The sequence below is a fragment of the Bradyrhizobium sp. CCBAU 65884 genome, from assembly GCF_028128835.1.
GTDB classification, from domain to species: Bacteria; Pseudomonadota; Alphaproteobacteria; order Rhizobiales; family Xanthobacteraceae; genus Bradyrhizobium; species Bradyrhizobium ottawaense.
Genome location: NZ_LBJU01000114.1, coordinates 40,546 through 67,316, shown reverse-complemented (window position 1 = coordinate 67,316; position 26,771 = coordinate 40,546). Strand labels below are relative to the sequence as shown.

Annotated in this window: 24 protein-coding genes, 1 pseudogene and 1 riboswitch; of the genes and pseudogenes, 21 read left to right on the top strand and 4 right to left on the bottom strand. The window is 64.7% G+C overall.

The genetic code is table 11. The features are described from left to right. Positions 1–180 precede the first annotated feature (180 nt). From XI03_RS16700 to XI03_RS16640, 13 genes are all read left to right on the top strand, one after another. Positions 181–732 (top strand): NADPH-dependent FMN reductase, encoded by a 552-nt coding sequence (locus XI03_RS16700; protein ID WP_271592710.1) that lies wholly within the window; start codon positions 181–183, stop codon positions 730–732. A 237-nt stretch (positions 733–969) separates the two neighbouring features. Next, a complete protein-coding gene (locus tag XI03_RS16695; RefSeq protein WP_028141594.1) occupies positions 970–1,287 on the top strand; it encodes an FtsB family cell division protein in 318 nt (105 codons plus the stop codon). Between the two features lie 216 nt (positions 1,288–1,503). After that, complete coding sequence (locus tag XI03_RS16690; RefSeq protein WP_271592709.1) at positions 1,504–2,463, top strand: helix-turn-helix domain-containing protein; 960 nt, start codon at positions 1,504–1,506, stop codon at positions 2,461–2,463. A 344-nt stretch (positions 2,464–2,807) separates the two neighbouring features. Then, positions 2,808–4,325, top strand: coding sequence for an aldehyde dehydrogenase (gene adh / locus XI03_RS16685; RefSeq protein WP_028141596.1), 1,518 nt, complete (start codon positions 2,808–2,810; stop codon positions 4,323–4,325). A gap of 268 nt (positions 4,326–4,593) precedes the next feature. Then, positions 4,594–5,616 (top strand): pyruvate dehydrogenase (acetyl-transferring) E1 component subunit alpha, encoded by a 1,023-nt coding sequence (gene pdhA, locus XI03_RS16680; protein WP_028141597.1) that lies wholly within the window; start codon positions 4,594–4,596, stop codon positions 5,614–5,616. 29 nt (positions 5,617–5,645) lie between these two features. Beyond that, a complete protein-coding gene (locus XI03_RS16675; RefSeq protein WP_271592708.1) occupies positions 5,646–7,031 on the top strand; it encodes a pyruvate dehydrogenase complex E1 component subunit beta in 1,386 nt (461 codons plus the stop codon). Positions 7,032–7,034: 3 nt separating this feature from the next. Next, entirely contained in the window at positions 7,035–7,337 is a 303-nt protein-coding gene (locus tag XI03_RS16670; RefSeq protein WP_018320291.1) for a DUF5076 domain-containing protein, read from the top strand. Between the two features lie 2 nt (positions 7,338–7,339). Continuing rightward, the gene (locus XI03_RS16665; RefSeq protein ID WP_028141599.1) at positions 7,340–7,792 is read left to right on the top strand and encodes a nucleoside deaminase; all 453 of its coding nucleotides are present in this window, start codon (positions 7,340–7,342) and stop codon (positions 7,790–7,792) included. Positions 7,793–7,854: 62 nt separating this feature from the next. Beyond that, a complete protein-coding gene (locus tag XI03_RS16660; protein ID WP_271592707.1) occupies positions 7,855–9,210 on the top strand; it encodes a pyruvate dehydrogenase complex dihydrolipoamide acetyltransferase in 1,356 nt (451 codons plus the stop codon). A 22-nt stretch (positions 9,211–9,232) separates the two neighbouring features. Continuing rightward, entirely contained in the window at positions 9,233–9,466 is a 234-nt protein-coding gene (locus XI03_RS16655) for a hypothetical protein (protein WP_018320294.1), read from the top strand. A gap of 17 nt (positions 9,467–9,483) precedes the next feature. Continuing rightward, on the top strand, positions 9,484–10,905 hold the full coding sequence (gene lpdA, locus XI03_RS16650) for a dihydrolipoyl dehydrogenase (protein ID WP_271592706.1): 1,422 nt from the start codon (positions 9,484–9,486) through the stop codon (positions 10,903–10,905). 215 nt (positions 10,906–11,120) lie between these two features. Continuing rightward, positions 11,121–12,362 carry a threonine synthase gene (locus XI03_RS16645; RefSeq protein ID WP_271592705.1) on the top strand — a complete coding sequence of 414 codons (1,242 nt, stop codon included), beginning with the start codon at positions 11,121–11,123 and terminating at the stop codon, positions 12,360–12,362. Positions 12,363–12,543: 181 nt separating this feature from the next. Next, entirely contained in the window at positions 12,544–13,515 is a 972-nt protein-coding gene (locus tag XI03_RS16640; protein WP_038949823.1) for a tripartite tricarboxylate transporter substrate binding protein BugD, read from the top strand. Between the two features lie 54 nt (positions 13,516–13,569). Here XI03_RS16640 and XI03_RS16635 read toward each other — a convergent pair whose 3' ends face one another. The 3 genes from XI03_RS16635 to XI03_RS16625 all read right to left on the bottom strand — a co-directional run bounded on the left by XI03_RS16635 (position 13,570) and on the right by XI03_RS16625 (position 17,128). Further along, positions 13,570–13,950, bottom strand: a complete 381-nt coding sequence (locus tag XI03_RS16635; RefSeq protein ID WP_085968097.1) for a response regulator transcription factor — start codon at positions 13,948–13,950, stop codon at positions 13,570–13,572. 92 nt (positions 13,951–14,042) lie between these two features. Further along, positions 14,043–14,708: a response regulator transcription factor gene (locus XI03_RS16630; protein ID WP_028141606.1), complete on the bottom strand. Its 666-nt coding sequence runs from the start codon at positions 14,706–14,708 to the stop codon at positions 14,043–14,045. Next, on the bottom strand, positions 14,705–17,128 hold the full coding sequence (locus XI03_RS16625; RefSeq protein ID WP_038949824.1) for a PAS domain S-box protein: 2,424 nt from the start codon (positions 17,126–17,128) through the stop codon (positions 14,705–14,707). Before XI03_RS16625 ends, XI03_RS16630 begins: the two co-directional genes overlap by 4 nt. Before the next feature lie 709 nt (positions 17,129–17,837). On the opposite strand from XI03_RS16625, the gene XI03_RS16620 reads away from it, so the two are divergent. The 3 genes from XI03_RS16620 to XI03_RS16610 are packed head-to-tail and all read left to right on the top strand — an operon-like array spanning position 17,838 to position 18,768. After that, positions 17,838–18,233, top strand: a complete 396-nt coding sequence (locus XI03_RS16620; protein WP_095424098.1) for a hypothetical protein — start codon at positions 17,838–17,840, stop codon at positions 18,231–18,233. Next, positions 18,230–18,418, top strand: coding sequence for a hypothetical protein (locus XI03_RS16615; RefSeq protein ID WP_049801976.1), 189 nt, complete (start codon positions 18,230–18,232; stop codon positions 18,416–18,418). The genes XI03_RS16620 and XI03_RS16615 overlap by 4 nt, the downstream gene beginning before the upstream one ends. Before the next feature lie 53 nt (positions 18,419–18,471). Beyond that, a complete protein-coding gene (locus tag XI03_RS16610; protein WP_240536373.1) occupies positions 18,472–18,768 on the top strand; it encodes a hypothetical protein in 297 nt (98 codons plus the stop codon). An 80-nt stretch (positions 18,769–18,848) separates the two neighbouring features. On the opposite strand, the pseudogene XI03_RS16605 reads toward XI03_RS16610, so the two are convergent. Next, positions 18,849–21,034: pseudogene (locus XI03_RS16605) on the bottom strand (transglycosylase SLT domain-containing protein). Between the two features lie 317 nt (positions 21,035–21,351). Between XI03_RS16605 and XI03_RS16600 the strand changes: the two are divergent. The 5 genes from XI03_RS16600 (at position 21,352) to XI03_RS16580 (ending at position 26,724) form a co-directional block, all read left to right on the top strand. Then, complete coding sequence (locus XI03_RS16600; RefSeq protein WP_028141610.1) at positions 21,352–23,088, top strand: adenylate/guanylate cyclase domain-containing protein; 1,737 nt, start codon at positions 21,352–21,354, stop codon at positions 23,086–23,088. 123 nt (positions 23,089–23,211) lie between these two features. Then, positions 23,212–23,388: a hypothetical protein gene (locus XI03_RS16595; RefSeq protein WP_018320305.1), complete on the top strand. Its 177-nt coding sequence runs from the start codon at positions 23,212–23,214 to the stop codon at positions 23,386–23,388. A gap of 139 nt (positions 23,389–23,527) precedes the next feature. Beyond that, entirely contained in the window at positions 23,528–23,737 is a 210-nt protein-coding gene (locus XI03_RS16590; protein ID WP_028141611.1) for a hypothetical protein, read from the top strand. Between the two features lie 113 nt (positions 23,738–23,850). Continuing rightward, complete coding sequence (locus XI03_RS16585; protein WP_240536374.1) at positions 23,851–24,114, top strand: hypothetical protein; 264 nt, start codon at positions 23,851–23,853, stop codon at positions 24,112–24,114. A gap of 43 nt (positions 24,115–24,157) precedes the next feature. Beyond that, positions 24,158–24,372, top strand: a riboswitch (cobalamin riboswitch). Between the two features lie 114 nt (positions 24,373–24,486). Then, positions 24,487–26,724 carry a TonB-dependent receptor gene (locus XI03_RS16580; RefSeq protein ID WP_271592704.1) on the top strand — a complete coding sequence of 746 codons (2,238 nt, stop codon included), beginning with the start codon at positions 24,487–24,489 and terminating at the stop codon, positions 26,722–26,724. The last annotated feature ends 47 nt before the right edge of the window (positions 26,725–26,771 follow it).

The window sequence follows — 26,771 nt, the reverse complement described above, 5'->3', positions numbered from 1 at the left end:
CGGCGTAGCTTGGGGTAGGGCCCTGGGTTACGCCGGCGCTCCATCCCGGCGACGGCCCAAACGTCTGCTTTCGCGAAACACAGCGTTTCCAAATCGGGCGGGTTCATGCACTTGCATCCACCACACGAGATCGCTTAAGTGCCGTCGCGGCACTCCAGCTCAAGCCCTCAAGGACAATCCATGGCCTACAACATCGTCACGATCGCCGGCAGCCTGCGCAAGGACAGCTTTTCGCTGAAGATCGCCAATGCGCTGGCCAAGCTTGCGCCGGATACGCTCAAGCTCGAGGTCGTCACGCCGGCGGGCATCTCGTTCTTCAACCAGGACCTCGAGGGCGCGCCGCCCGCGGACTGGCTGGCCTTCCGCGACAAGCTTCAGAAGTCGGACGGCGTCATTTTCGTCACGCCGGAATACAACCGCGCGATCCCCGGCGTCCTGAAGAACGCCATCGACGTCGCCTCGCGGCCCTACGGCAAGAGCTCGTTCAACGGCAAGCCGGTCGGCATCGTCTCGAACTCGCCGGGTCCGCTCGGCGGCGTCAGCGCCGCAAAGACGCTTCAGAACATCCTGCCGGGCATTGCGGGCCCGATCATGCAGCAGCCGGAGTTCTATCTGAATGCGGTCGGCGACGCCTTCGACGCCGAAGGCAACCTCACCAAGGACTCGCTGAAGCCCGTGCTCCAGGCCTATATCGACGCCTTCGCCGCGCACGTCGCCAAGCACCACGGCTGAGGCTTTTCCGCCGAAGCTTGCCCAACTCTCCGTCATGGCCGGGCAAAAGCGCGAAGCGTCTCTTCGCGCTGGATGTCCCGGCCATCCACGTCTTGGCCCCGAGCGACGAAGAACGTGGATGCCCGGGCCTTCGCCGCGCCGAAGCGGCTTCGGCCGCGCAGGCGGGACAAGCCCGGGCATGACGACGGGCAGGGGCTGATTAGCACTCCCTTAACCAACCTGTCTCATCTTCCCAAGATGGTCTCCCGCGCGCGCCTGAAATCGATCCTGACCGGTCTTGCCCTCTACGCGATGGCGGCCGCCATCGTCGGCTATTTCGGCGTCAACGCCTATACCGGCAAATACGGCCTCAACGCCCGCCAGGAGCTCGACCAGGAGATCATCGCGCTGACCAGCGAACTGGCCCAGCTCAAGCGTGAGCGCGCCAGGAGCGAGCAGCGGGTGTCGCTGCTGCGGTCCGAGCGGATCGACCCCGACATGCTGGACGAGCGGGCGCGCTTCCAGCTCGATTACGTCAATCCGCGTGATCTCGTTCGGATGATCCCGGCGAAGTAGCGTTTTCCGCAAGCTTTCGAAACCGACAGCGAAAGCCGCCGCCGAAATCCGACCACCGTGCCTTTCCTCCTGCGAAGGTCGTAAGTCCGGAACCGGGCGACCGCCTTGACGGCAGTGCCGCGGCGGGGTCATGGCTTCTGTGGCGCTCGCCGAAGTTGACGCAGATCAAACGGGTGGCGCCGGCACGATCTAGTCTGTCATCCGGAGGAAACAGTGATGAATGGGTCAATGCCCCGGCATCACGCGGCTCGCGTCGAGGCCGCCATCGCGTCAGGCCAGGCGGCACGATCCGCGCTCGTGGCCTCGTGGCGCCGTTCGTCCAGATTGCATCATCTCGATCCCGGCGGCCGCACCTCGCCGATGCGGCTGACCGAAGCCGAGCTGCACGAGGCGCGCGAGCGCATCGCGCCGCTGCTGGCCGCGGCGCAAGGCGCGATGGACCGGCTCTATCAGGCGGTCGGCGCGAGCGGTTGCTGCGTGCTGCTCGCCGACGGCGAGGGCGTGCCGGTCGATCGTCGCGGCACGGCGGCGGACGATGCCACGTTTCAATCCTGGGGGCTGTGGACCGGTGCGCTCTGGAGCGAGGAGCACGAGGGCACCAACGGCATCGGCACCTGCCTCGTCGAGCAGCGTCCGCTGACGATCGACCGCGACCAACATTTCTTCACCCGCAACACGCTTCTGAGCTGCACCGCCGTTCCGATCTACGACCATGAGGCGGCGCTTGCGGGCGTGCTCGACGTCTCCTCCTGCCGCGCCGACCGCACCGACGCGTTTTCCAGTCTGATCGCGCTTGCGACGGGCGAGGCGGCCAAACGTATCGAGGCCGATCTGTTCCGCAGGGCCTTCGCCCATGCCCGCATCGTGCTGACGCAAGCTGCGGACGGCCAATGCGGCGGCCTCATTGCGGTCGATGCGGACGATCTCGTGATCGGCGCGACCCGCTCCGCCCGGGCGGCGCTGGGAATTGCTCCCGGCCGGGCGTTGCAGCCGGTGCCCGCAGCCGATCTGCTCGGCGGCGAACCCGCACGCGATCATCTTGCCGGCGGCCAGCGCGCGGTGGTGCAGCGGGCGCTGCTCCGCGCCGGCGGCAATGTCTCGGCGGCCGCCAAGGCCCTCGGCGTCAGCCGCGCCACGCTGCACAGGAAGCTCAAGCGGTTCGAGCTGAACCACTAGGCCGCGCTATTTCCCTGAAACCGTGCGCTCGAAATTCCGGTCTCGTGCCTCGGACGCAGCGCAGCGCGTCGCCCTTGCGACGTGGTGCGCTGCAGAGCCGGGGCCCATGTCTCAGCATTCTCCCGTTCGCCTGGGTCCCGGCTCTGCGCAGCAACGCGAAGAGCGTTGCAGCGCGTCCGGGACACGAGAATGAGCCGGGACACGAGTGTGTGTCGCAGAACTGCGACAGGTCGGCCCCGCCATCGCTCCCATCGGGGCTGACAGAAAACATCTCCCGCGACATCGTCGGCGCAAGTCGCGACCACGCGACGAATTGCGCAAACAGCAAACATCGGGAGTGATCAATGAACAAGGTGGAATTCCTCAATGTGACCAAAGTTCCCTTTGCCGAACGCTATGACAACTTCATCGGCGGCAAGTTCGTCGCGCCGATCTCCGGCAAATATTTCGACAATGCCTCGCCGGTGAACGGCCAGATCGTCTGCAAGATCGCGCGCTCGGACGCGCAGGACGTCGAGGCGGCCCTCGACGCGGCGCATGCTGCCAAGGGCGCCTGGGGCCGTACCAGCGTCGCCGAGCGCGCCGCGGTCCTGAACCGGATCGCCGACCGCATGGAAGAAAATCTCGAGCGTCTCGCCATTGCCGAGACCTGGGACAACGGCAAGCCGATCCGTGAGACCCGCGCCGCCGACATCCCGCTCGCCATCGATCACTTCCGCTACTTCGCCGGCGTCGTGCGCGCCCAGGAAGGCTCGATCGGCGAGATCGACCACGACACCATCGCCTATCATTTCCACGAGCCGCTCGGCGTGGTCGGCCAGATCATCCCCTGGAACTTCCCGCTGCTGATGGCCTGCTGGAAGCTCGCCCCCGCGCTCGCCGCCGGAAATTGCGTCGTGCTGAAGCCTGCCGAGCAGACCCCGGCCTCGATCATGGTCTGGGCCGAGATCATCGGCGACCTGCTGCCGCCCGGCGTCCTCAACATCGTCAACGGCTTTGGTCTGGAAGCCGGCAAGCCGCTGGCCTCGAGCCCGCGCATCGCCAAGATCGCGTTCACCGGCGAGACCTCGACGGGCCGGCTGATCATGCAATATGCCAGCCAGAACCTCATTCCGGTCACGCTGGAGCTCGGTGGCAAGTCGCCGAACATCTTCTTCAACGACGTCACCGCCGAGGACGACGATTACTTCGACAAGGCGATCGAAGGCTTCGTCATGTTCGCGCTGAATCAGGGCGAGGTCTGCACCTGTCCGAGCCGCGCGCTGGTCCATGCGGACATCTATGACCGCTTCATGGAGCGGGCGCTGAAGCGCGTCGCGGCGATCAAGCAGGGCGACCCGCGCGATGCCGCCACCATGATCGGCGCCCAGGCATCCGGCGAGCAGCTCGCAAAAATCCTGTCCTACATCGACATCGGCAAGCAGGAGGGGGCCAAGGTGCTCGCCGGCGGCGGACGTGCCGAGCTCGGCGGCGATCTCGCCGGCGGCTTCTATGTCAAGCCGACCGTGTTCGAGGGCCACAACAAGATGCGAATCTTCCAGGAGGAGATCTTCGGCCCCGTGGTCTCGGTCACGACCTTCAAGAACGACGACGAGGCGCTCGAGATCGCCAACGACACGCTCTACGGCCTCGGGGCCGGCGTCTGGAGCCGCGATGCCAACCGCTGCTACCGCTTCGGCCGGGCGATCCAGGCCGGCCGGGTCTGGACCAACTGCTACCACGCCTATCCCGCCCATGCCGCCTTCGGCGGCTACAAGCAGTCGGGCGTCGGTCGCGAGACCCACAAGATGATGCTCGATCATTATCAGCAGACCAAGAATCTCCTGGTCAGCTACAGCCCGAAGAAGCTCGGCTTCTTCTGATCGAGGTGCGGAGAGGGCGGCGCCATCCTGGCGCCGTCCGCTCCGAAGGCCCGGATCGGCATGGTCCATAATTCTTGATCCGGTCACGAATCCGCAGGCGCACATGGCGCGCATAGATTTGTTGCCCGATCAGCGCCAAAGATTTTCCAATATTTCGGCCACGTTGCACTGCGGCATAATGAAAGTCGTGCCATGCCGCTGCGGTGCTTTCCAAGGGCGTTTGAGTTGGGTTAGAGAGGACGAAAGTTTTCTCTGACCCGGAATTCCCATGGCCGCACCCAAGAAAGCCGCCGCAAGCACTCCACAGGACAAGACCGACGGCGGTTCGCCCCCGGAATTCACGAGGGAGCAGGAGCTCAAGGCGCTCCGCGACATGCTCCTGATCCGGCGGTTCGAGGAAAAGGCCGGCCAGCTCTATGGCATGGGCGCGATCGGCGGCTTCTGTCACCTCTATATCGGCCAGGAGGCCGTGGTGGTCGGCATGCAGATGGCCCTGAAGCAGGGCGATCAGGTCATCACCGGCTACCGCGATCACGGCCACATGCTTGCCACCGGGATGGATGCCAACGGCGTCATGGCCGAGCTCACGGGCCGCCGCGGCGGCTATTCCAAGGGCAAGGGCGGCTCCATGCACATGTTCAGCAAGGAGAAGCACTTTTACGGCGGCCACGGCATCGTCGGCGCCCAGGTATCGCTCGGCACGGGTCTGGCATTCGCCAATAACTACCGCGGCAACGACAATGTCAGCGTCACCTATTTCGGCGACGGTGCGGCCAACCAGGGCCAGGTCTATGAGAGCTTCAACATGGCGGAGCTCTGGAAGCTGCCGGTGATCTACGTCATCGAGAACAACCGCTATGCCATGGGCACCTCGGTCTCGCGCGCCTCGGCGCAGCAGGATTTCTCCAAGCGCGGTGCGTCCTTCAACATCCCCGGCAAGCAGGTCGACGGCATGGACGTCCGCGCCGTCAAGGCCGCCGGCGACGAAGCCGCCGCCTGGTGCCGCGCCGGCAAGGGTCCCTTCATCCTGGAGATGCAGACCTACCGCTATCGCGGCCACTCGATGTCCGACCCTGCAAAATATCGCACGCGCGAGGAGGTCGAGAAGGTCCGCCACGACCAGGACCCGATCGAGCAGGTGCGTAACCGCCTCTTGGCTGCCAAGGTCAGCGAGGCCGATCTCAAGGCGATCGACGCCGAGGTGCGCGACATCGTCAACGCGTCAGCCGATTTCGCCCAGCATGATCCCGAGCCGGATGCCGCCGAGCTCTGGACCGATGTTTACCGCTGAACGCGCGCAAGCTTTCTTTTGGAGTCGATATGCCAATTCAAGTGCTGATGCCCGCGTTGTCGCCCACGATGGAGAAGGGCAACCTCGCCAAATGGCTGAAGAAAGAGGGCGAGACGATCAAGTCCGGCGATGTCATCGCCGAGATCGAGACCGATAAGGCGACCATGGAGGTCGAAGCGACCGACGAGGGGACGCTCGGCAAGATCCTGATCCCCGAGGGGACCGCCGACGTCGCGGTGAATACGCCGATCGCGACCATCCTCGCCGACGGCGAAAGCGCGGCCGATCTTGCCAAAGCGCCTGCACCAGCCGCGCAGAAGGCTGCCGAGTCCGCTCCGCCTGCCTCCGCAAAGGCCGAGGTGCCCGCGCCCAAGGTTGCGCCGGCCCCGCAGGCTGTCGCCGAGCCGGATCCGGAGGTGCCTGCCGGCACCGAGATGATCACGCAGACCATCCGCGAAGCCTTGCGCGATGCCATGGCCGAAGAGATGCGCCGCGACGCCGACGTCTTCGTGATGGGCGAAGAGGTCGCCGAATATCAGGGCGCCTACAAGGTCACCCAGGGCCTGCTCCAGGAGTTCGGCGCCAAGCGCGTCATCGACACTCCGATCACCGAGCACGGCTTCGCCGGCGTCGGCGTCGGCGCCGCGATGACGGGCCTCAAGCCCATCGTCGAGTTCATGACCTTCAACTTCGCCATGCAGGCGATCGACCAGATCATCAACTCCGCGGCCAAGACGCTCTATATGTCCGGCGGCCAGATGGGCTGCTCGATCGTGTTCCGCGGGCCCAACGGCGCCGCTGCGCGCGTCGCCGCCCAGCACAGCCAGGATTATTCGGCCTGGTACTCGAACGTCCCGGGCCTGAAGGTCGTCGCGCCGTTCTCGGCCGCCGATTACAAGGGGCTTCTGAAGGCTGCGATTCGCGATCCCAATCCGGTGATCTTCCTCGAGAACGAGGTGCTCTACGGCCACACCGGAGAGGTGCCGAAGCTCGACGATTTCGTGATCCCGATCGGCAAGGCCCGCATCGTGCGCTCAGGCAGCCATGTCTCGATCATCTCCTGGTCGAACGGCATGACCTATGCGCTGAAGGCGGCCGATGAACTTGCCAAAGAGGGCATCGAGGCCGAGGTGATCGACCTGCGCACGCTGCGTCCGATGGACACCGAGACCATCATCAACTCGGTGAAGAAGACTGGCCGTGCCGTCACGGTGGAAGAGGGTTGGGCCCAGAGCGGCGTCGGCGCCGAGATCGCCGCGCGCATCATGGAGAACGCCTTCGACTATCTGGACGCGCCTGTGACGCGCGTCTCCGGCAAGGACGTGCCGATGCCCTATGCCGCGAACCTGGAGAAGCTCGCGCTGCCGTCGGCGGCAGAAGTCGTCGAGGCCGCCAAAGCCGTCTGCTACAGGTAGACCATGGCGGGCCCGAAGGAGCAGCCACTTCCGCCCGACGTCATGACCCGCGACGACGCGGTCGAGATCCTGCGCGTGTTCGTGCTGGACGGCGGGCTGTCGATGGCGTTCCAGCGCGCCTTCGAGGAGCCCGACATGTGGGGCCTGCTGCTCGTCGATCTCGCCCGCCACGCCGCGCGCGCCTATGCGCGCGAGAGCGAATATACCGAAGAGGACGCGCTGAACCGGATCCTGGAGATGTTCCAGGCCGAGATCGAGCGTCCCACCGACACCGGCACCACGACGCCGCGCGGCAAGGGACACTGACCGTGGCGATCGAAGCTCATCATTTCGATTTCATGCTGGAGGCGATCCGCGAGGCGGAGGCCTCGATCGCGCAGGGCGGCCTGCCGATCGGCGCCGTGCTGACGCGCGACAACAAAATCATCGCCCGCGGCCACAACAACCGCGTGCAGGAGAACAATCCGATCCTGCACGGCGAGATGAGCTGCCTGCGCGAGGCCGGCGCGATCTCGTTCCACGACACCGTCATGTACACCACGCTGTCGCCATGCTCGATGTGCGCCGGCGCGCTGGGGCTGTTCAAGGTCAAGCTCGTGGTGATCGGGGAATCCGTCACCTTCGAGGGATCCAAGGACATCCTCGACAAGTTCGGCATCCCCTGGATCGATCTTGCCGACGACCGCTCGATCACCATGATGAAGAATTGGCGTTCCATCCCTGCCAATGAGCGCCTGTGGCAGGGCGACATCGGCAACTAAACCTGGTCTGTTCGTCTCCGCTGTCGGAGGCGAATTTTTGCAAAGTTCTTCTTGAGGTCAGCATGCCAATCAACATCCTGATGCCCGCTCTCTCGCCGACGATGGAGAAGGGCAACCTCGCCAAGTGGCTGAAGAAGGAAGGCGACAAGGTCAAATCCGGCGACGTCATCGCCGAGATCGAGACCGACAAGGCGACCATGGAGGTCGAGGCCATCGACGAGGGCACGATCGCCAGGATCCTGGTGCCCGAGGGCACGCAGGACGTCCCGGTCAACGACGTGATCGCGGTGCTCGCCGGCGAAGGCGAGGACGTGAAGGCGGCGGGTGCCGCCAAGCCCAGCGCTTCGGCCGCACCTCCGAAGGCGACCGAGGCTCCTGCTGCGGCGCCGGCTCCCGCAGCTGCGCCTGCCGCGCCCAAAGCCGCGCCGTCGCCGGCTGCTGCACCTGCGCCGCAGGCCGCTACTCCGGCCGCGCAGAGCAACGGCCAAGGTGGTCGCGTGTTCTCCTCGCCGCTGGCGCGGCGTCTCGCCAAGGACGCCGGCATCGACGTGTCGATGGTAACAGGCACCGGCCCGCACGGCCGCGTGGTCGCCCGCGACGTCGAGCAGGCCAAGTCGGGCAAAGGCCTCAAGGCGCCCGCCGCGGCACCATCAGGTGCGCCCTCGATCGCGCCCACCATGTCGGACAAGCAAATCCTGTCGCTGTTCGAGCCCGGCTCCTACGACATCATTCCGCATGACGGCATGCGCCGTACCATTGCGCAGCGCCTGACTGCATCGATCCAGAACGTCCCGCACTTCTACCTGACCATCGACTGCGACATCGGCAAGCTCCTCGCTGCCCGCGAGGAAATCAACGCTGCCGCGCCGAAGGACAAGGAGAAGAAGCCGCTCTACAAGATCTCGGTCAACGACTTCGTCATCAAGGCGATGGCAGTGGCGCTGCAGAAGATCCCGAACTGCAACGTCAGCTGGACCGAAAGCGGCATGGTCAAGCACCATCATTCCGACGTCGGCGTTGCGGTCGCAATGCCGGGTGGCCTGATCACCCCGATCATCCGCAAGGCCGAGACCAAGACGCTTTCGACCATCTCCAACGAGATGAAGGATTTCGCCGCGCGCGCCCGCTCGCGCAAGCTCAAGCCCGAGGAATACCAAGGCGGCACCACCGCAGTTTCCAACCTCGGCATGTACGGCATCAGCCACTTCACCGCCGTGATCAACCCGCCGCATGCGACCATCCTCGCGGTCGGCACCAGCGAGGAACGCCCTGTGGTACGCGGCGGCAAGATCGAGATCGCGCACATGATGAGCGTGACCTTGTCCTGCGATCACCGCGCCATCGACGGTGCGCTCGGCGCCGAGCTGATCGGCGCCTTCAAGCAGCTGATCGAAAACCCCGTCATGATGATGGTCTGACGCGGCGGCAGAGGGCGCAATTTTGCATGTCCGTACCCGCTGGCCGTGGATATCGCTGCTGCTCGGAGCCGTCGTCGCGCTCAACCCGATCGGGCTCGATTTTCTGCACTCTGCGTTCTTTGCCGGTGAGCAACTGGCACGGAACATCGCCCAGCCCATCGTGCTCATCGCTCTGGCCGTCATGGTCCTGGCGCTGATGCTCGAATGGCTGGTGAGGTCTTTTCTGGTCAAGCGCCGCGCCCGCGGCGCCTCTTGAGTTGAACGGGAGCCGCCATGGCCGACACATCCTTCGACATCATCATCATCGGCTCCGGTCCCGGCGGCTATGTCACCGCGATCCGCGCCGCTCAGCTCGGCTTCAAGGTCGCGATCGTCGAGAAGTCTTATCTCGGCGGCATCTGCCTGAACTGGGGGTGCATCCCGACCAAGGCGCTGCTGCGCTCGGCCGAGATCTATCACTACATGCAGCATGCCGGGGATTACGGCCTGTCGGCGGAGAAGGTCTCGTTCGATCCGAAGGCGGTGGTGCAGCGCTCGCGCGGCGTCTCCAAGCGGCTCAACGACGGCGTCGGCTTCCTGATGAAGAAGAACAAGGTCAGCGTGATCTGGGGCGCGGCCTCGATCGACGCGCCCGGCAAGGTCACGGTGAAGAAGTCCGACGTCGAGGGCCCGAAGGGTGCGCTGGGCGAGGGGACCTATCAGGCCAAGCACATCATCGTCGCGACCGGCGCGCGGCCGCGCGTGCTGCCGGGGCTCGAGCCCGACAAGAAGCTGGTCTGGACCTATTTCGAGGCGATGGTGCCGGAGCGGATGCCGAAGTCGCTGCTGGTCGTCGGCTCCGGCGCGATCGGCATCGAGTTCGCCTCGTTCTTCCACACCATGGGTTCCGAAGTCACCGTCGTCGAGGTGCTGCCGCAGATCCTGCCCGTCGAGGACGCCGAGATCGCGGGGCTCGCCCGCAAGCGCCTGGAGAAGCAGGGCATCAAGATCATGTCCTCGACCAAGGTCACGAAGCTGGAGAAGAAGTCCGACAGCGTCGTCGCCACCATCGACGACGGCAAGGGCAAGCCCGTCACATCAGAGTTCGAGCGCGTGATCTCCGCAGTCGGCGTTGTCGGCAATATCGAGAATCTCGGCCTGGAAAAGCTCGGCGTGAAGACCGACCGCGGCTGCATCGTGATCGACGGCTACGGCAAGACCAACGTCCCCGGCATCTATGCCATCGGCGACGTCGCGGGGCCCCCGATGCTCGCACACAAGGCCGAGCATGAGGGCGTGATCTGCGTCGAGGCGATCAAGGGACTGCATCCGCATCCCATGGACAAGAACATGATCCCGGGCTGCACCTATTGCCAGCCGCAGGTCGCCTCCGTTGGCCTCACCGAAGCCAAGGCGAAGGAGAACGGCCGCGAGATCCGCGTGGGCCGTTTCCCCTTCGTCGGCAACGGCAAGGCGATCGCGCTCGGCGAGGACCAGGGCCTCGTCAAGGTGATCTTCGACAAGAAGACCGGCCAGCTGCTCGGCGCCCACATGGTCGGCGCTGAAGTCACCGAGCTGATCCAGGGCTACGTCGTCGCCATGAATCTGGAGACGACGGAAGAAGAGCTGATGCACACGGTCTTCCCGCATCCCACGCTGTCGGAGATGATGAAGGAAGCCGTGCTGGATGCGTATGGAAAGGTGTTGAATATTTGATGGAACGAGGGCTGCGGCGCAGCGTGCTGCCATCAGTCCCGTCATCCTGAGGTGCGAGTTCGGCGGCGCACCGCGCCGCCGAGTGACCCTCGAAGGATGAACGGCCGAGCTGCAGCAGCCGGGCTCGTTGCCCTTCGAGGCCTCCGCTTCGCTCCGGCGCCTCGGGGTGGCGGGTTTGATAGAGAAATACGAAAACAACAAAAGGGAATGAACCCATGCACGACAACGACAACCTCATCGTCGAACGCCCGACCTTCGTCACCCATCTCGAATGCGCAATGGAGGGCGATCATTACGCTGCTGACCAGGTCCACAACCTCTCCAAGGCCGGCAAGCCGCTGCTTGTACGCTACGACCTCGCAGGCGTGAAGAAGGCGCTGACCAAGGACGCGCTCAGCCAGCGCCCCGGCGACATGTGGCGCTACCGCGAGCTGCTGCCGGTGCGCAAATGCAAGGACATCGTCTCGCTCGGCGAGGTCACGACGCCGCTGATCCGGCTGCCGAAGCTTGGAAAAAAGCTCGGCGGCGGCGAGATCATCGTCAAGGACGAGGGGCGGCTGCCGACCGGTTCGTTCAAGGCGCGCGGCCTCGTGATGGCGGTGTCGATGGGCAAGGCGCTCGGCATCAAGCACATGGCGATGCCGACCAACGGCAATGCCGGTGCGGCGCTCGCCGCCTACGCGACGAGCTGCGGCATCAAGACCACGATCTTCTGCCCGGCCGATACGCCGGAGGTGAACGTCAGCGAGATCGAGCTGCAGGGCGCGACCGTCTACCGCGTCAACGGCTATATCGACGATTGCGGCAAGATCGTCGGCGAGGGCAAGGCCAAGGTCGGCTGGTTCGACACCTCGACGCTAAAGGAGCCGTACCGCATTGAAGGCAAGAAGACGATGGGCCTCGAGCTTGCCGAGCAGCTCGGTTGGGACGTGCCCGATGTGATCTTCTATCCGACCGGCGGCGGCACCGGCCTGATCGGCATGTGGAAGGCCTTCGACGAGCTCGAGAAGATCGGCTTCATCGGTTCGAAGCGCCCGCGCATGGTCGCGGTGCAGGCCTCGGGCTGCGCGCCGATGGTGCGGGCCTATGACGCCGGTACCGAGCACGCCACGCGCTGGGAGGACGCCCACACCATCGCCTCGGGCATCCGCGTGCCGCAGGCGATCGGCGACTTTCTCATCTTGCGCGCGGTCCGCGAGAGCAAGGGCTTTGCCATCGCGGTCGACGACGACAAGATCTCGTCGGCGCTGAACGAGGTTGCGCGCGAGGAGGGGCTGCTGCTCTGCCCCGAGGGCGCCGCGACCTATGCCGCCTACAAGGACAGCCTCGCCGATGGCCGCGTCTCGAAGGGTGACCGCGTCATGCTGTTCAATTGCGCGACCGGCCTGAAATATCCGCTGCCGCCGGTGACCCGCACGCTCGATCGCCACAAGCCGATCGATTACACACAGTTCTAGCTTGCTTCTCCCTCGCCCCGTTTGCGGGGAGAGGGTTGGGGTGAGGGGGAGTCTCCGCGGGGGCGGTGACAGCTGAACCTGCGGAGACTCCCCCTCACCCGAATTGCTTCGCAATTCGACCTCTCCCCGCAAGCGGGGCGAGGTGAAGAAAAACAAGAACGACATCGCTGGGGAGAAGACAATGACGAAGGCCGTCTGGGCTGCGCTGTTTGCTATTCTCGCTGTGACCGGCGCCGCGCGCGCCGATGACTATCCCTCCCGTCCCATCACCATCATCGTGCCGTTCGCAGCCGGCGGCCCGTCGGATGCGATGGCGCGCGTGCTCGCCGAGCGGATGCGCACTCCGCTCGGCCAGCCCCTCGTGGTCGAGAACGTCACCGGTGCGGGCGGGTCGATCGGCGTCGGCCGCGCCGTGCAATCGCCGCCGGACGGCTACACCATCTCCTTCGGCCATCTCGGCACCCACGTCGCCAATGGCGCCGTCTACAAGCTCAAATACGACCTCGTTGCCGACCTCGAGCCGGTGGTGCTGCTGCCGAGCAATCCGATGATCGTCGTCAGCAAGAACGCGGTGCCGGCGACGTCGCTGAAAGAGCTGATCGAATGGCTGAAGTCACGGCCGTCGCCGCCGACAGCGGGCACCGCCGGCGCCGGCTCCGGCAGCCACATCGCCGGCGTCTATTTCGAGAGCGTCTCCGGCATCAAGCTGCAATACGTGCCGTATCGCGGCACGGCACCCGCGCTGAACGATCTCATCGCCGGCCAGATCGACGTCATCATCGACCAGACCTCCAACTCCATCGCGCAGGTCCGCGCCGGCACCATCCGCGCCTACGCCATCACCGACAGCAAGCGCCTGTCTTCGGCCCCTGAGATTCCGACCGCGGAGGAGGCAGGGCTCAAAGGCTTCAACATGACGCTGTGGTCGGGCATGTGGGTGCCGAAGGGCACGCCAAAGGAGATCGTTGCCAAACTCAACGCCGCGGCCGTAGAGGCGCTGAACGATCCCGCCGTGAAGAAGCAGCTCGAAAGCCAGGGGCTGGAGATGACGCCGAAGGACCAGCTCACGCCCGAAGCGCTCGGCACCCGTCAGAAGGCCGAGATCGCCAAATGGTGGCCGATGATCAAGGCGGCCAACATCAAGGTGGATTGAGCATGCCGCATGGCCGCAGACGTGTCGTGGCCGTGGGGACGCGGGGCCGCCGCATCACATCGTGGCGTCACCGGGGTCCGACAATGCGGTCTCCAGGCACTGGATCAGGGCTGGCGTCGAAAACGGCTTGGCGAGAAAGCAGATCGCGCCGGCCCTGAGTGCGCGGTCGCGTACGGCCTCATCCGGAAAAGCCGTCATGAAAATGAAGGGCGTGACGCGCCCGAGGCCGCGCATGTGCGTCAGCAGCTCGACGCCGCTCATGACCGACATCTGCACGTCCGTGATCACGCAGCCGGTCGTCTCCAGTTGGGCGGATTGGAGAAATTCGTGAGCCGAGCCAAAGGTGTGGACCGTATACCCGCGCGACGTCAGGAGGTTGTTCGTCGCAAGACGAACGGAGGGATCATCATCAATGACGGAAATGATCGAAGACACTGGCAATATAATGCTCCTGCACGGGGAGCCGCCGGCTGCGATTCAGCCGCTTGAGGGAAGGTGGGCCACCGGAGCGAGATTGGAAAGCATACTTAGGTTTGCAAATGACCCCTGTTGCGCGGGATTCCGAGCGCGTCGGTCATTCTGACGAGGTCGGCCAACGACTTCGCCGCCATTTTCCGCATGATCTGGCCGCGATAGATCTTCACGGTGATTTCGGCCAATCCAAGCTCGGCGGCGACCTGCTTGTTCATCAGGCCGGATGCAACCAGGGCGAGGACGTCGCGTTCGCGCGCCGTCAGTCCCTCGAAACGGGATCGCACCCCCGAGATCGACTGCTCGGCATCGCGCCGCTTGCGATCGCGTTCGATCGCCGCCTGCACGGCATCCAGCATGTCCTGGTCGCGCACCGGCTTGGTCAGAAAATCGACGGCACCGCTTTTCATGGCTCTTACGGTCATGGGAATATCGCCGTGACCGGTGATGAAGATAATGGGCGTGTGAATATTGGCTTTGGCGAGGTCCGCCTGGAGGTCGAGGCCACTCAAGCCCGGCAGGCGGATGTCGAGCACGAGGCAACTGGGGACCGCCGGCGGTTTGGCTTCCATGATCTCCGCCGCCGAGCTGAAGGCTTCGACCTTGAGGCCGACCGATTGAAAGAGATTGGTGAGCGCACGGCGCATCGACGGATCATCATCGACGATCAGGACGATCGGATCACCGGCGCTCGCCTGGGCCTGCTTGGCATGATCAGTCACGACGTGTCCTTGTGTGGCAAGGGCAGGGCGATCTGGAATGTTGCTCCGCTCCCTTCATTTTGAATGGCCGAAAGCCGGCCCGCATGAGCCTCGATGATCGATCGGCAGATCGAGAGTCCCATTCCCAGACCGCCCGATTTCGTCGTGAAGAAGGGGGTGAAGATGCGTTCCTTGACGTCTTTGCCAAGGCCGACACCGCGGTCCGTCACGGTGAGGAGCAGGCGGTCGTCGTCCGTCCGGCTCGAGCGGATCGCCAGCTCGCGCGGGCGGTCGACATTGGCATGCATGGCTTCGATGCCGTTCACCACCAGGTTGATCAGCACCTGCTGAAGCTGGATCCGGTCGCCGCAAATCCTCGGCAGATCGGACGCCAACTCCATTCGCACCGACACCGCATGGATCGCCAGCTCGCGCCGAACCAGCGCCACTGCCTCCCTGACGACCTGGTTGATGTCGAGTGGAGCCATTTCGATCTCGGTCTTCTTCGCAAGCGCTCTGATCCGGCGGATCACCTCGCTTGCCCGATTGGCATCCTCGACAATCCACTCTGCGGAACGGCGCGCGGCCTTCAGGTCGGCGGGGTCGCGGTCAAGCCAAGCGATGCACGCGTCCGCGTTGGAGATCACCGCGGCGATGGGCTGGGTGATTTCGTGGGCAATCGAGGTGGTCAGTTCCCCGAGCGTCGTGACGCGGGTGACGTGGGCGAGCTCGCCTTGCGCCTTGCGCAGCGCCTCTTCCGCCTGCTCGACGCGGATCGCCGCCGTGACGTCGCTGCTGACGCCGCGATAGCCGAGAAAATTGCCTGTCGCATCATGGAACGGCTTGCCGCTGGTCCGCACGTAGATTGGAGATCCGTTACCATCCCTGCTGCGGTAGATCAGATCGCGGAACGCAACGTGGGCATCGAGCGCCGCGCGATGCTGCTCCCATTTCTCCGGCTCGAACTCGGCGTCGGGCGGAATGTCCCAGCGGGCCAGGCCGATCAGGCCCTTCGGCGCAGCGCTGGAGGTTTCGGCGTGCTCCGATATCCTGGTAATGCGGTGGTCCGGCCCGGTCTCCCAGAACCAGTCCGATGCGGTTTCGGCATAGTCGCGGAAGCGCTGTTCGGATGTCTTGAGCTCATCGAACGCCTGATGCAGGGCATCTTTCGCCGCGAACTGCTCGGTGACGTCCACGTGCGTGCCGATGATTTCCATCACCTCGCCGTCGCGGCCGATCACAGGATGTCCCTCGCTGTGGACGTGTCTGATCGAACCGTCGGGGCGCACAATCCGGAAGTCGATCTGGAAGGGCTGCTTTTGCCTGACAGCTTCACGTTCCACCTCGACAATCCGCCGAAAGTCCTCCGGCAGGATACGTTGCTGAAAAGCCCGGGCCGGGACATCGGTCTGGTCCAGCTCAAATCCGAACAGGCGGTACAGTTCAGCCGACCGGTAGGCGAACTCCTGACGATGAACGTCCCAGGCCCAGCTGCTCGTATGGCTGAGGCGTTGGGCTTCGGCCAAATAGGCTTCGCTGCGACGCAGCCTCTGTTCCGCTTCCTTCGCAATCGTGACATCGGTCACCGCTCCGACGAACTCGATGCGCCCGGACGGGTGCCGCACGGCGCGCGCCACGGAATGGAGATATTTGATCGATCCGTCGGGCATCAGCAGGCGGTATTCGTGGTCGAAATCCTCCGCCAGCCGGTAGGCCCGATCAAGGGTGCCGCGGACTATGTCGCGATCTTCCGGATGGATGCGCTGAAAGGCGAAGTTCAGGGTCGGCTTCGTCGCAGGGTCGCATTGGAAGATGCGGAAGGTCTCCCTCGACCAGACCGCCTCGCCGGTGGCGAGGTTCAAGCCGAAGCTGCCGGTGTGGCTCAATTCCTGGGCCTGGGCGAGGTAGGCCTCGCTCTGTCGCAGCGCATCCTCGGCTTCCTTGCGCTGGGTGATGTTCTCGCAGGCGACCAGCAGGATCGGCGTGCCGTCGCCGCGCAGCATCGCCTTGGCGTTTTCGCGGACCCAGAGCACCGACCCGTCCTTCCGGAACTTGCGAATCTCCCAGGTATGCGACTGGTCCACGGTCGTCAGGCACAAAGCGACGCATTGACGAACGAAGTCGTGGTCTTCCTCGAAGAAGACGTTCAGCACGGATTGGCCGATCAGCTCGGCCGTCGAGTAGCCCAATTGTGCGGCGCCAAACGTATTCACGTTGAGCACCGTTCCGGACGGATCGACCATGAAGTACATGACCGGATTGTGCTCGAACACCTCGCGCCATTGCTTCATGGCGTCACGCAGATCGGTGTTCTGCCGCGAGGCGTCAGCGACCGCGGACCGGTCCTTCTCGCCGTTGCCGAATGATCGAAGCGCCGCAAGGCCGCCGAGCAGGAATTGTGCGGCCGAAGTCCCGATTTTCGTGATCTGGCCAGGCATCATCGCAAGCGTCCCGGCGCGCTAGCGTCAAGGCGAGTAGAGCACTTTGCCAGAACAGGGGCAATTGCCCCCGACCAAAGTCGGATTCCCGGCAAAGCTCCCGGTTGCCGTGCAGCTTGCGCGCGTTGCGCCGTCTCGTTGCGCGGGTGGGCCAGGACCGCAAAACTACGGCACAAACCTACGTATAGCTCGCACAACCCTAGTTCTAGCGCGCATTTACCTCCGTACAATTGAGCGATGCGGTGCAGGCGGCCTAGTTTTGCGGTCAATCGAGAGGAGACGATTGCGGAGCACATTCGCTGAAAGGCTCGGGGGTGTTGCCCCCAAAGAGCCAGGCTCCGCATCCGCCCCTGACTTGCCGGACGAATTGGCGGTCACGATTGAGAAGCCGCATTTTCCGTGACGACCGTGGCGACCCGAGCTTGCGCACAAGGAAGCCGGGACCCCTGAGAGGTCAAGAGGAGAGGATGATGTGCGATAGCCCAGAGCATTCCGAGCGCCGTCCCGAGACCAAAGGCTGTGCCGTCTGCACGGCGAAGTTTGGCCTGATCCGATACTATTCCTGGCGGACGCCGCTCTGCTCGAGGAAATGTCTCGACCGGTTCAGGGCGCGCCGCGAGCGCGACCGCCGCTGGTTGTTCCGATATCAGGCGGCCTGAGGACCAGCCGCCGCGCCTGCCACCTCAGGCAATTTCTTCGTCGGGAGGCTGCGTTGAACCGTACCTGCAAGCTCCTGTTGGCGATCGCGCTGCCGCTTCCGCTGGTGACGGGCGTGGAGGCCGACGAAGCCGGAGGGAATGGGCCACATCGTCACCATCCGCCCCAGGATCAACTGCTGCACGAGAAGTTCTATTCGAGCTGGCACATGCCGGACAATCCGGTTCTGAGCTGCTGCAACAATGCCGATTGCTACCCGACCGAGATTCGCTACGTCGACGGCAGGATCTACGCGCGGCGCCGGGAAGACGGCAAATACATCCTGATCCCGTCCCAGAAGGTCGAGCGCAACAGGGACAATCCCGATGGCCGCAACCATATCTGCGCGCCACCGCCGTCCGCCTCTCTGGTCGACTTGGTCTACTGTTTCGCGTTGGGAGGTGCCACGTGAGATTCATATTGGTGAATGGCAGAACCCCGTTCCGCAAGACGTCGTGCCTTTGGTGCTGCGAGGAGATCGATGGTGGCTATCTGCGGGACGCCAGGACGCTGCTGCGCTACTGCGGCTACGAGTGCTTCGCACTTCATCACGAGGCCGCGCCGTTGATCGAGGGACGTACGCGCGCGGCATCTTGAGCCGTCAGGCTGGCAGGACGCATTCGGCAGGAGAGGACACGGCATTGAGATTCATGCTCGTCAATCAGGAACATCCCTGCCACGGCGTCTGCGGCGCATGCGCGCGGCCGCTGGGTGCGAGTTACGTCCGGCATGTGTCCAAGCAAGAGCGGTATTGCGACTACGGTTGCTACCGTCAGCAGACGGCCATGGACATGCTGTGGCCCCGCAGCCCGTTCGAGGCGATCGCGGTGCTGACGGCGATTTCGAGCTGGGGCTGGATGATTCAGATGGGCGCGCTGTCGCGCTCATTGGCCGAGGCATATCTGCGCGAGTACGACCTTCTGACCATGGAAGGAGGTGACGGCTAGCTCGATGACGGCCGCGCAGAACAGTCGGCCGCAGTCACCGCGTCCAGCCCGCGCCGCGTCCAGCCCCGGCGGTGGCGAGGCTAGGGCGAGAGGGCTGCGGCCGATCCCGTTGGTGCCGCGCTCACTTCCTGCGTCGTGACGCGCTGGTCGGACTTGCCGGCGATCATGCTGCTGCCCTCGAACCTGGCGCGGTACACCAGCACGTTCTCCATCACGCGCTGGACGTAGTTGCGCGTCTCCGACAGCGGGATGCGCTCGACCCAGTCGACCGGATCGACCTTGGGATCCCTGGGGTCGCCGCGCGCCTGCACCCATTCGCGCACGCGGCCGCGGCCGGCATTGTAGCCGGCAAAGGTCATGATCTGGTTGCCGCGATATTCCGACAGCAGCGCGCTGAGCTCGGCCGCGCCCATTTGCGTGTTGTAGACGGGATCGGAGACCATCTTGTCCCAGTCGTAAGTCAGGCCAAAGCGCTTGGCGGTGTCGCGGCCGGCTTCAGGCGTCACCTGCATCAGCCCGACCGCATTGGCCGGCGACTTGTCGCGCTGGTCGAACGAGCTTTCGGTGCGCGCCACCGAATAGATCACGCTGGTCTCGATCGCGGGCGCGACCTGCTGGTGCTCGGGGATGCCGATGGTCGGAAAAGCGTAATGGTCGAGGGCGAGCCCGCGCGCCAGCGCCGACTTGCCGACCTCCAGCATCACGCGCGCATCGCGGCGCTGTCCGGCGAGTTCGCCGAGGCCCTCGAGGGCCGCCACGTCGGTGCTCTCCTTGGCGAAATCCTCGGCGTAATAGAACACCGTGTCGCGCTCGCCGATGCCGTAGAGCATGTCGGCGGCGCGCACGCGCTCGTCTGCGGGCGGGGTGTCGAGCGCGGCCAGCACGGGCGAGGGCGGTCGCAGCTCGATGCGATCGAGGCCGAGCTTTGCGCGCGCAAGCTGGCCGTAATAGGCGGTCGGATAGCGCGCGGCCGCCCGGTAGCTCATGCGCGCATCGGCCGTCGCCCCCATCGCCTCGGCGGCACGGCCGCGCCAGTAATGGGCGCGCGACAGCGCGATCGGATTGGCCGAGCCTTCGTCGATGGCGGCGAAGTGCACCATCGCCGCCTGGGGATCGCCGAGGAAGCGCAGCGCGATCCAGCCGCACATGAAATGATAATCGACGCGGTAGACTTCCTTCTCGGGCACCGCGGCGGTGCGCACCACGTCATACGCCGTCTTGAACTTGCCCTGGTCGAGCAGCTTGCGCGCGAGCAGGCGACGCTCGCGCCACCAGGCGTCGGTATCCTGGGCGGCCATGGTGTCGGGCGCAGCGGCCAGGATCACCTCGGCGGCGTCGTCGATGCGGTCCTTCTGGAGGTGCCATTGGGCGCGGCACAGCACATAGCCGAGATCGCGGCGCGCTTCAGTCGGTACGTCCTCGAGATCATCCTTGGCCTTGCTGGCCTTGCCGGTGACGGCGGCGCAAGCCTTGACGATCGCCAGCGCATCCTCGCCGAGCCGTTTTGCCGCGCGCCGCGCACCGGCATAGTCCTTGGCGCCGAGCCGCTTGTCCATGCGGGCGCGATGATCCTCGGAGTTGAGCAGATCGCGGAACGCTTCGTAGGAATCCTCCTCGCTCCGCTCGGACAATTCGTCGGTGCGCCAGGCCTCGCGCACGAGCCGGGTAGCCCTGTCGACGTCGCCTTCAGCGAGCAGCACGCGGGCGAGGGCGAACTTGCCCTTGGCGCTGGTCGGGCGGTCCATGGTGAATTTGTGCACGGTGGCCGCGTCGGCCTTCTCCTGCCACAGCCGCGCCTCGGCGCGGCGGCGGAGCAGGGCGCTGCTCGGCCAATCCGGATTGGCGGCAAGGAAGGCGGCATAACGCTTGAAATTCGCCGTGCTCTCGGAATGGCGCAGCATGAACCAGTCGGCGAGCTTCTGACCGGCGGGATCAGTGATGCGGTCGCGCGCCGCGCTCGCGTCATCCGTCTTGCCCTTGCGCGCGAGGTCGATCGCATCCTTCAGCGCGGCGAGGTCGCCGGTGAGGGGCGGGGCGGCCGGCTTCTCTGACGGCTCGTCGCCGGTCTTCTTCGACTTGCGCTTGGCCTCGGCATGCTTGCCGTGACGGGACTTGGCCACGGCATGTCGCTGCTTGCCGGCTTTCGCCTCATGCGACTTTTTCGGCGCAGACGATTTGTGGCTGCTCTTCGCCGCCAGCTCGGTGGGAGGAGGGCCATTGCGGCCACGGCAACGAGACACGCGAGCGAGCGTAGGCACTGGTTCATCCCATGGTCCCCCTGCGAAACCACTACAAACCAAGGTCCGCGACGACATGCGGCTTGAGAATCAACGACATCGAAAACGATGCCACGGCATCGTTTCGCATTCCTCACGCTGTCGCAACAATGCGGCAAAATACGGATGTGACGAGGGAACTTCCGCTGGGGGGCAGTTCCTTTAACCTTTGTTAACGATCCGGGCTCGCGCGACGACCGGCCATGGTCCTGGGCGCCAGGAGGAACCAGATTGCGCGTGTTCCCGCAGCAAGATCCGGTGTATGGAGTTCCCTTGCTCCGTCCCTTTGGCCTTTGTCCCTGCAGCTATGCCGATTTTCAACCAGTCGATCAGGCGCAAGATCGTCGGTATCGCCCTCGGATTGATCGTCCTGATGCTGGTCACCTCGATCCTGTCGATGGTGATGTCGAGCCAGGTCGGCGTCCTGCTCGACGAGCTGACCAACCGCTACATCCCGGCCTATGGCGATCTCGCGCGCGTCAACATCCGCTCGCTGGAGCGATCGGTGGCGCTGCGGCGGATGATCATGACGAAGATGCAGGCGTCCTCGGACGAGGAGGCCTATGCGGCGCGCCTTCGCGAGTTCGAGGACGCCGACCGCAAGATCGAGGAGGAGGCCGAGCGCGCGCGCAAGCTGATCAACGCGATCATAGACGACCCTCGCACGCCGTCCGACAACGCCGCGCTGGCACGGATCGAGACCCGCATCGAGACCGCCGTCGGCGAGCTGCGCCGCGATCAGAAGGAGAGCCACGCGAAACTCCTCAACCAGATCGACGCACAGCAGATGGCGGAAGCGCGCATCACGCTCGAGCATATCGACGCGCTGCGCGACCAGTTCAACCAGAAGATCGATGCGATCCGGGCCGACATGCTCAAGCAGGTCTTCGCCAGCACGTCGCAGGTGATCGGCCATCAGCACCAAGCGATCATCGTCTCTGGCATCGTGACGTTGCTCGCGGCGATCGTCGGCTTTGCCTTTGCGCTCCTGGTGTCCAGCGGCATCACACGCCCGGTGCGGCTGCTGCTCGCCGGCACCCGCGAGGTCGAGGCCGGCCGCTTCGACAAGACCATCACCGTCTCCACGCAGGACGAGATCGGCGAGCTCGCCGCGGCTTTCAACCGCATGACCGAGCAGCTCAGGCACAACGAGCGCATCCGCGAGACCTTTGGCCGCTACATCGATCCCAAGGTGGTGCAGGGGCTGATCGACCGGCCCGAGGTCGCGATCGACGGCGAGCGCCGGGTCATGACCATCATGTTCTGCGACATGAGCGGCTTTACCTCGATGAGCGAGGGCATGACCCCGCGCGGCCTCGTCAGGGTGATGAACCACTATTTCACGGTGATGTCCGGACCGATCAGGGGTAATCGCGGCATCATCGACAAATATATCGGCGACGCCATCATGTCCTATTGGGGCCCGCCCTTCATCGAGGAAGACGAGCAGGCGCTCCTGGCCGGCATCGCCGCAACCGAGATGGTCGACCAGGTGCCCGCGCTGCAGAAGCAGCTGCCCGACCTGCTCGGCATCCGCGCCATGCCGGCGCCGTGTGACCTGCGGATCGGCATCGCCACCGGCGAGGTCCTGACCGGCAGCATCGGCTCCGAGCTGATGATGAGCTTCACCGTGATGGGCGACGCCGTGAACCTGGCCTCGCGGCTGGAGGCCGTCAACAAGGTCTACGGAACCCGCATCCTGATCTCGCAGGCAACTGCTGACGCGATCGGAGCACGGCTCGAATTGCGCGAGATCGATCGTCTGGCGGTCGCGGGCCAGAGCGCGCCGCAGCCGATCTTCGAGGTGATGGCGCGGGCGGGCGCACTCACCGGCGCGCAGGACAGCCTGCGCACGCATTATGCCGAAGCGCTCGCCGCCTATCGGGCCCGTCGCTTCGACGAGGCGCGCGCCGCCTTCAACGCCGCGCTCGAAGCCGTCCCCGGCGACGGCCCCTCGCGCACGATGCTCGGCCGCATCGCGCAGTTCGAGGCCAAGCCGCCGGAAGAGGGGTGGGACGGCGCCTGGCGGCTGGAGCAGAAATAGCCGTTTTGTTGCGCCAGCTCGCCCTGTCCGGAAAAAACGTTTCTACTCGATAACGATGTTCGCCGTGACCTATTTCCCGGGCTTAGGTTGGATGTCCTTGAGGCGTTTGACGGGGACACGCCGATGACGGAACTTCAGGACAGGCTGGAACGGTTCGAGACGCTCACCGCCGAATGCGAGCTGATCGCCAAGCTCGCCACCGACAGCACCAAGCGCGAGTTCTATCTGAAACTCTCGGAGCAATACCGTCAGCTGGCGGTGGACATGCGGCAGGCGATCGCGACCAAGGCTGCTGCCTGACGCCGGCTGCAATCCGTTCTTAAGGTTTGGCGCGCATCCTTGACGCTCGCGAGCGATCGCTCGTGGTGGAAAGGCCGGGGTTCGCTGCAATGCAGCGCACCTCGCGAGTGTCATTTGCCATGCTTGACAGGGCAATCACATGCGCCTCGTTGCCGTGATCATATTCGCGCTCATGACGGCGGCCTGCGACCAGGAGCAGGACATCACCGGCTCGACGCCGACCTGCCCGATGCGGAACTACAGCTACAATCCCCGCGACATGAACCAGTGCGTCAATGCCTGCAAATCGTGCGATCGCGGCACCACGGTCACCTGCACGACCTCCTGCACCCTCAAGGGCGCGCGCTGAGCGCACCGCCTTCTGCCTTGTAGGGATGCAACCTGTGGAATGGGCGGTGCCTGGGCACCGGAACGATTCACATGGGTCAATCATTGAAGCAAGTGGGCAGGACGCGGAGTCCGATGGAAATGGGTATGCTCGATCCCGGCCGGTTTCTGGTGTCGTGCTCGCATTGCGATGCCTGGCCGATGGCAGCCAACGTGAAGCGGTCGAGCTGGACGGCGTCTCCACACGAGGTGCGCTTTGTCTGCACGCGCTGCCGGCGCGAGGAGACCGCGATCGTCTCGGCCTCCGGCGAATTGACCCCGATCAAGCGCGTCGATGTTCCGCCGCGCGACGTCGCTGCCGCCTGGGCCCAGGCGCAACGGGTGCGAGGGCGGACCTGAGCGGCCGGCACCTAACGGTCGATTGACTCCCGGGGCGAACGGCTCGTAAATGATCGGCGACGGTTCTCCTCATGGAGATCAAAAGGGAATGTGGTGCGGGATTGTCCCAACGCAGGGATTTGTCTCAACGCCACGGCTGCCCCCGCAACTGTAAGCGGTGAATCTTTCGTCTCATGCCACTGGGAATCTCGGTCCTGGGAAGGCGACGCAAGGTCACGACCCGCGAGCCAGGAGACCTGCCGTCAGCCGTGGTCACACGCGAAGATGTCGGTCGGGGAGTACAGACATTGGCTTCACCGGAGCAATCCATCGCTCTGCCGTGAAACCTCGTTCGCTGTGACGTGCCACTGACGTCATACCGAGGTTACCATTGTGTCCCGTCTTGTCCCTGCTGCCAGGCGCCTCAGCGTCGGCCTGCTCGCATCCGTTTCCTTCCCTTCGCTCGATCTGTCCTCCGCCTTCGCCCAACAGGCGCTTGCCGAGCAATTGCCGCCGATCGAGGTGACCAGGCCCGACGATCAAAACCGCACGCGCGCCAGGGCGATCGGTGACGGCGAGGCGGCTCGGCAGGGGGTGAGGACGAATGTCGCGCCGGCAGGCAATGGCGCCGGCTCATCCGGCTCCGGCGGTGAGGCTGCCGCCGGCAACGGCGGCATCGTCGGGGCCGCCACGACCGTCATCACGGCCGCGGATATCGCGCATTCGCCATCGCAGACGCTTGCCGAGATCATCGCGACGCAGACGCCGGGGGCCCAGATCACGACGTTCTATGGCGGCCAGATCGGCGCCAAGACCAGCGTGGACCTGCGCGGCTTCGGCGCCTTTGCCACCGCCAACACGCTGGTGCTGGTCAACGGCCGGCGGTTGAACGACGTCGACATGGCACAGCTGGACCTCTCCACCATCCCGCTCAATTCCATCGAGCGCATCGAGGTGACGCGCGGCAATTCCGGCGCGGTGCTCTATGGCGACAACGCGGTCGGCGGTGTGATCAACATCGTCACCAAAAACGGCGTCGGCGGACCGCCCGTGACCGCGCGCATCGAGGCCGGCTTCGGCTCGTTCAACACCAGGCTCGGCAACGTGTCGACCTCGCTCAATTCCGGTCGGTGGTCGACCTCGTTCTACGGCAATACGGTCAGGACCGATGGCTATCGCGACAACAACCGCTATTCCCAGCAGAATGGCGTCGGCAATCTCAATTACACCACGCCAGGCCTGACTGCCTTTCTCACGGTTACCGGTGACAATCAGGAGCTGCGACTGCCGGGCGGCCGCACCGTCGATCCCTCGATCGGCCTCAATGAGGTCGCGACCAACCGAAGGGGGACCAACACGCCGTTCAACTATGCCAACCAGCAGGGTATTGGCGCGACCGCCGGGTTCACCAAGACCCTGGTCAACGGCGTCGATCTCATCGTCGATGGCGGCGTGCGCGACAAGAAGCAGCAGAGTGCGTTCTTCTCCACCCCGACGCCGGTTCCGGCCTTCTTCTCGTCGACCTATGTCGGTTCCCATCTGACGACATGGTCGATCACGCCACGGCTCAGCGTGAAGAGCCTGCTGCTCGGCATGCCGTCGCAGCTTCTGACCGGCATCGACTATTACGATGCGAGCTTTGAGCAGAACCGCGGCGCCGGGCAGGGGCTCGCCCCCTGGCACAATTACGACCTCAGGCAGCAGACCGTTGCGGGTTATTTCCAGCACACATTGGGAATCGCCCCCACGACAGACATCTCCTACGGCGCGCGGGTGCAGAACGTCAGTCTTGCGGCACGCGACAATTTCGACCCGGCAGCTCCGTTCAACGCCGACATCGGCGCGTTGCCGCTGACGAGCAACGAGACCCAATATGCGCTGCATCTCGGCGCCGAGCATCGTCTGAACGACCAGGTCTCGCTGTTCGGCCGCGTAGCTCGCGCGTTCCGCACGCCTGATGTCGACGAGCGCCTGTCCTCGGGGCCTTCGTTCGATCCCTTGACCTTCGCTGCGATCCCGCAAACGTTCCAGCTCAAGACCCAGACCTCGCAGGACATCGAGGGCGGTGTTCGCATCAAGGGCGGCGGGTTGCAGCTGCAGAGCAGTCTCTATCTGATGGATCTCACCAACGAGGTCCATTTCAATCCGGTCCTGTTCTACAACACAAATCTTGATCCGACCCGCCGCTACGGCTCTGAGACCAATCTGTCCTATCGCGTCAACGACGCCCTGCTGCTGCGCTCCGGCGTGGCCTATACAAGTGCGGTCTTCCGCGAAGGCATCTGGGCCGGCAACGACGTGCCGCTGGTCTCGCGCTACACGGCGAGTGCGGGTGTCACCTGGAACATCTGGCAGAATTACGTGGTGCTCGATGCCACCGCGCGCTTCTGGAGCGAGCGTCGCATGGACAACGACCAGGCGGGCACCCAGAAGCTGATTCCCGCCAACGGCACGATCGATCTCAAGCTCAGCGGCCAGGTTGAGCGCTACTTCTGGTCCCTCAGCGTCAACAATGTGCTGAACGCGCTCTACTACGACTACGCCATCGCGAGCACCTTCACGGACGGCCGCTTCAGTGCCTATCCGCTGCCCGGCCGCACCTATCTGCTCAAGGCCGGCGCAACGTTCTGATTTTCGCCAGGGCCGTCACACGCCCTCAAACGGACTAGAATTCGAAG

Excerpts from the sequence above, each read along its gene's own strand:
- XI03_RS16700 (WP_271592710.1), top strand. The coding sequence starts at position 181 with ATGGCCTACAACATCGTCACGATCGCCGGCAGCCTGCGCAAGGACAGC.
- XI03_RS16695 (WP_028141594.1), top strand. The coding sequence starts at position 970 with ATGGTCTCCCGCGCGCGCCTGAAATCGATCCTGACCGGTCTTGCCCTC.
- XI03_RS16690 (WP_271592709.1), top strand. The coding sequence starts at position 1,504 with ATGAATGGGTCAATGCCCCGGCATCACGCGGCTCGCGTCGAGGCCGCC.
- adh (WP_028141596.1), top strand. The coding sequence starts at position 2,808 with ATGAACAAGGTGGAATTCCTCAATGTGACCAAAGTTCCCTTTGCCGAA.
- pdhA (WP_028141597.1), top strand. The coding sequence starts at position 4,594 with ATGGCCGCACCCAAGAAAGCCGCCGCAAGCACTCCACAGGACAAGACC.
- XI03_RS16675 (WP_271592708.1), top strand. The coding sequence starts at position 5,646 with ATGCCAATTCAAGTGCTGATGCCCGCGTTGTCGCCCACGATGGAGAAG.
- XI03_RS16670 (WP_018320291.1), top strand. The coding sequence starts at position 7,035 with ATGGCGGGCCCGAAGGAGCAGCCACTTCCGCCCGACGTCATGACCCGC.
- XI03_RS16660 (WP_271592707.1), top strand. The coding sequence starts at position 7,855 with ATGCCAATCAACATCCTGATGCCCGCTCTCTCGCCGACGATGGAGAAG.
- lpdA (WP_271592706.1), top strand. The coding sequence starts at position 9,484 with ATGGCCGACACATCCTTCGACATCATCATCATCGGCTCCGGTCCCGGC.
- XI03_RS16645 (WP_271592705.1), top strand. The coding sequence starts at position 11,121 with ATGCACGACAACGACAACCTCATCGTCGAACGCCCGACCTTCGTCACC.
- XI03_RS16640 (WP_038949823.1), top strand. The coding sequence starts at position 12,544 with ATGACGAAGGCCGTCTGGGCTGCGCTGTTTGCTATTCTCGCTGTGACC.
- XI03_RS16625 (WP_038949824.1), bottom strand. The coding sequence starts at position 17,128 with ATGATGCCTGGCCAGATCACGAAAATCGGGACTTCGGCCGCACAATTC.
- XI03_RS16610 (WP_240536373.1), top strand. The coding sequence starts at position 18,472 with ATGCTCGTCAATCAGGAACATCCCTGCCACGGCGTCTGCGGCGCATGC.
- XI03_RS16600 (WP_028141610.1), top strand. The coding sequence starts at position 21,352 with ATGCCGATTTTCAACCAGTCGATCAGGCGCAAGATCGTCGGTATCGCC.
- XI03_RS16595 (WP_018320305.1), top strand. The coding sequence starts at position 23,212 with ATGACGGAACTTCAGGACAGGCTGGAACGGTTCGAGACGCTCACCGCC.
- XI03_RS16590 (WP_028141611.1), top strand. The coding sequence starts at position 23,528 with ATGCGCCTCGTTGCCGTGATCATATTCGCGCTCATGACGGCGGCCTGC.
- XI03_RS16585 (WP_240536374.1), top strand. The coding sequence starts at position 23,851 with ATGGAAATGGGTATGCTCGATCCCGGCCGGTTTCTGGTGTCGTGCTCG.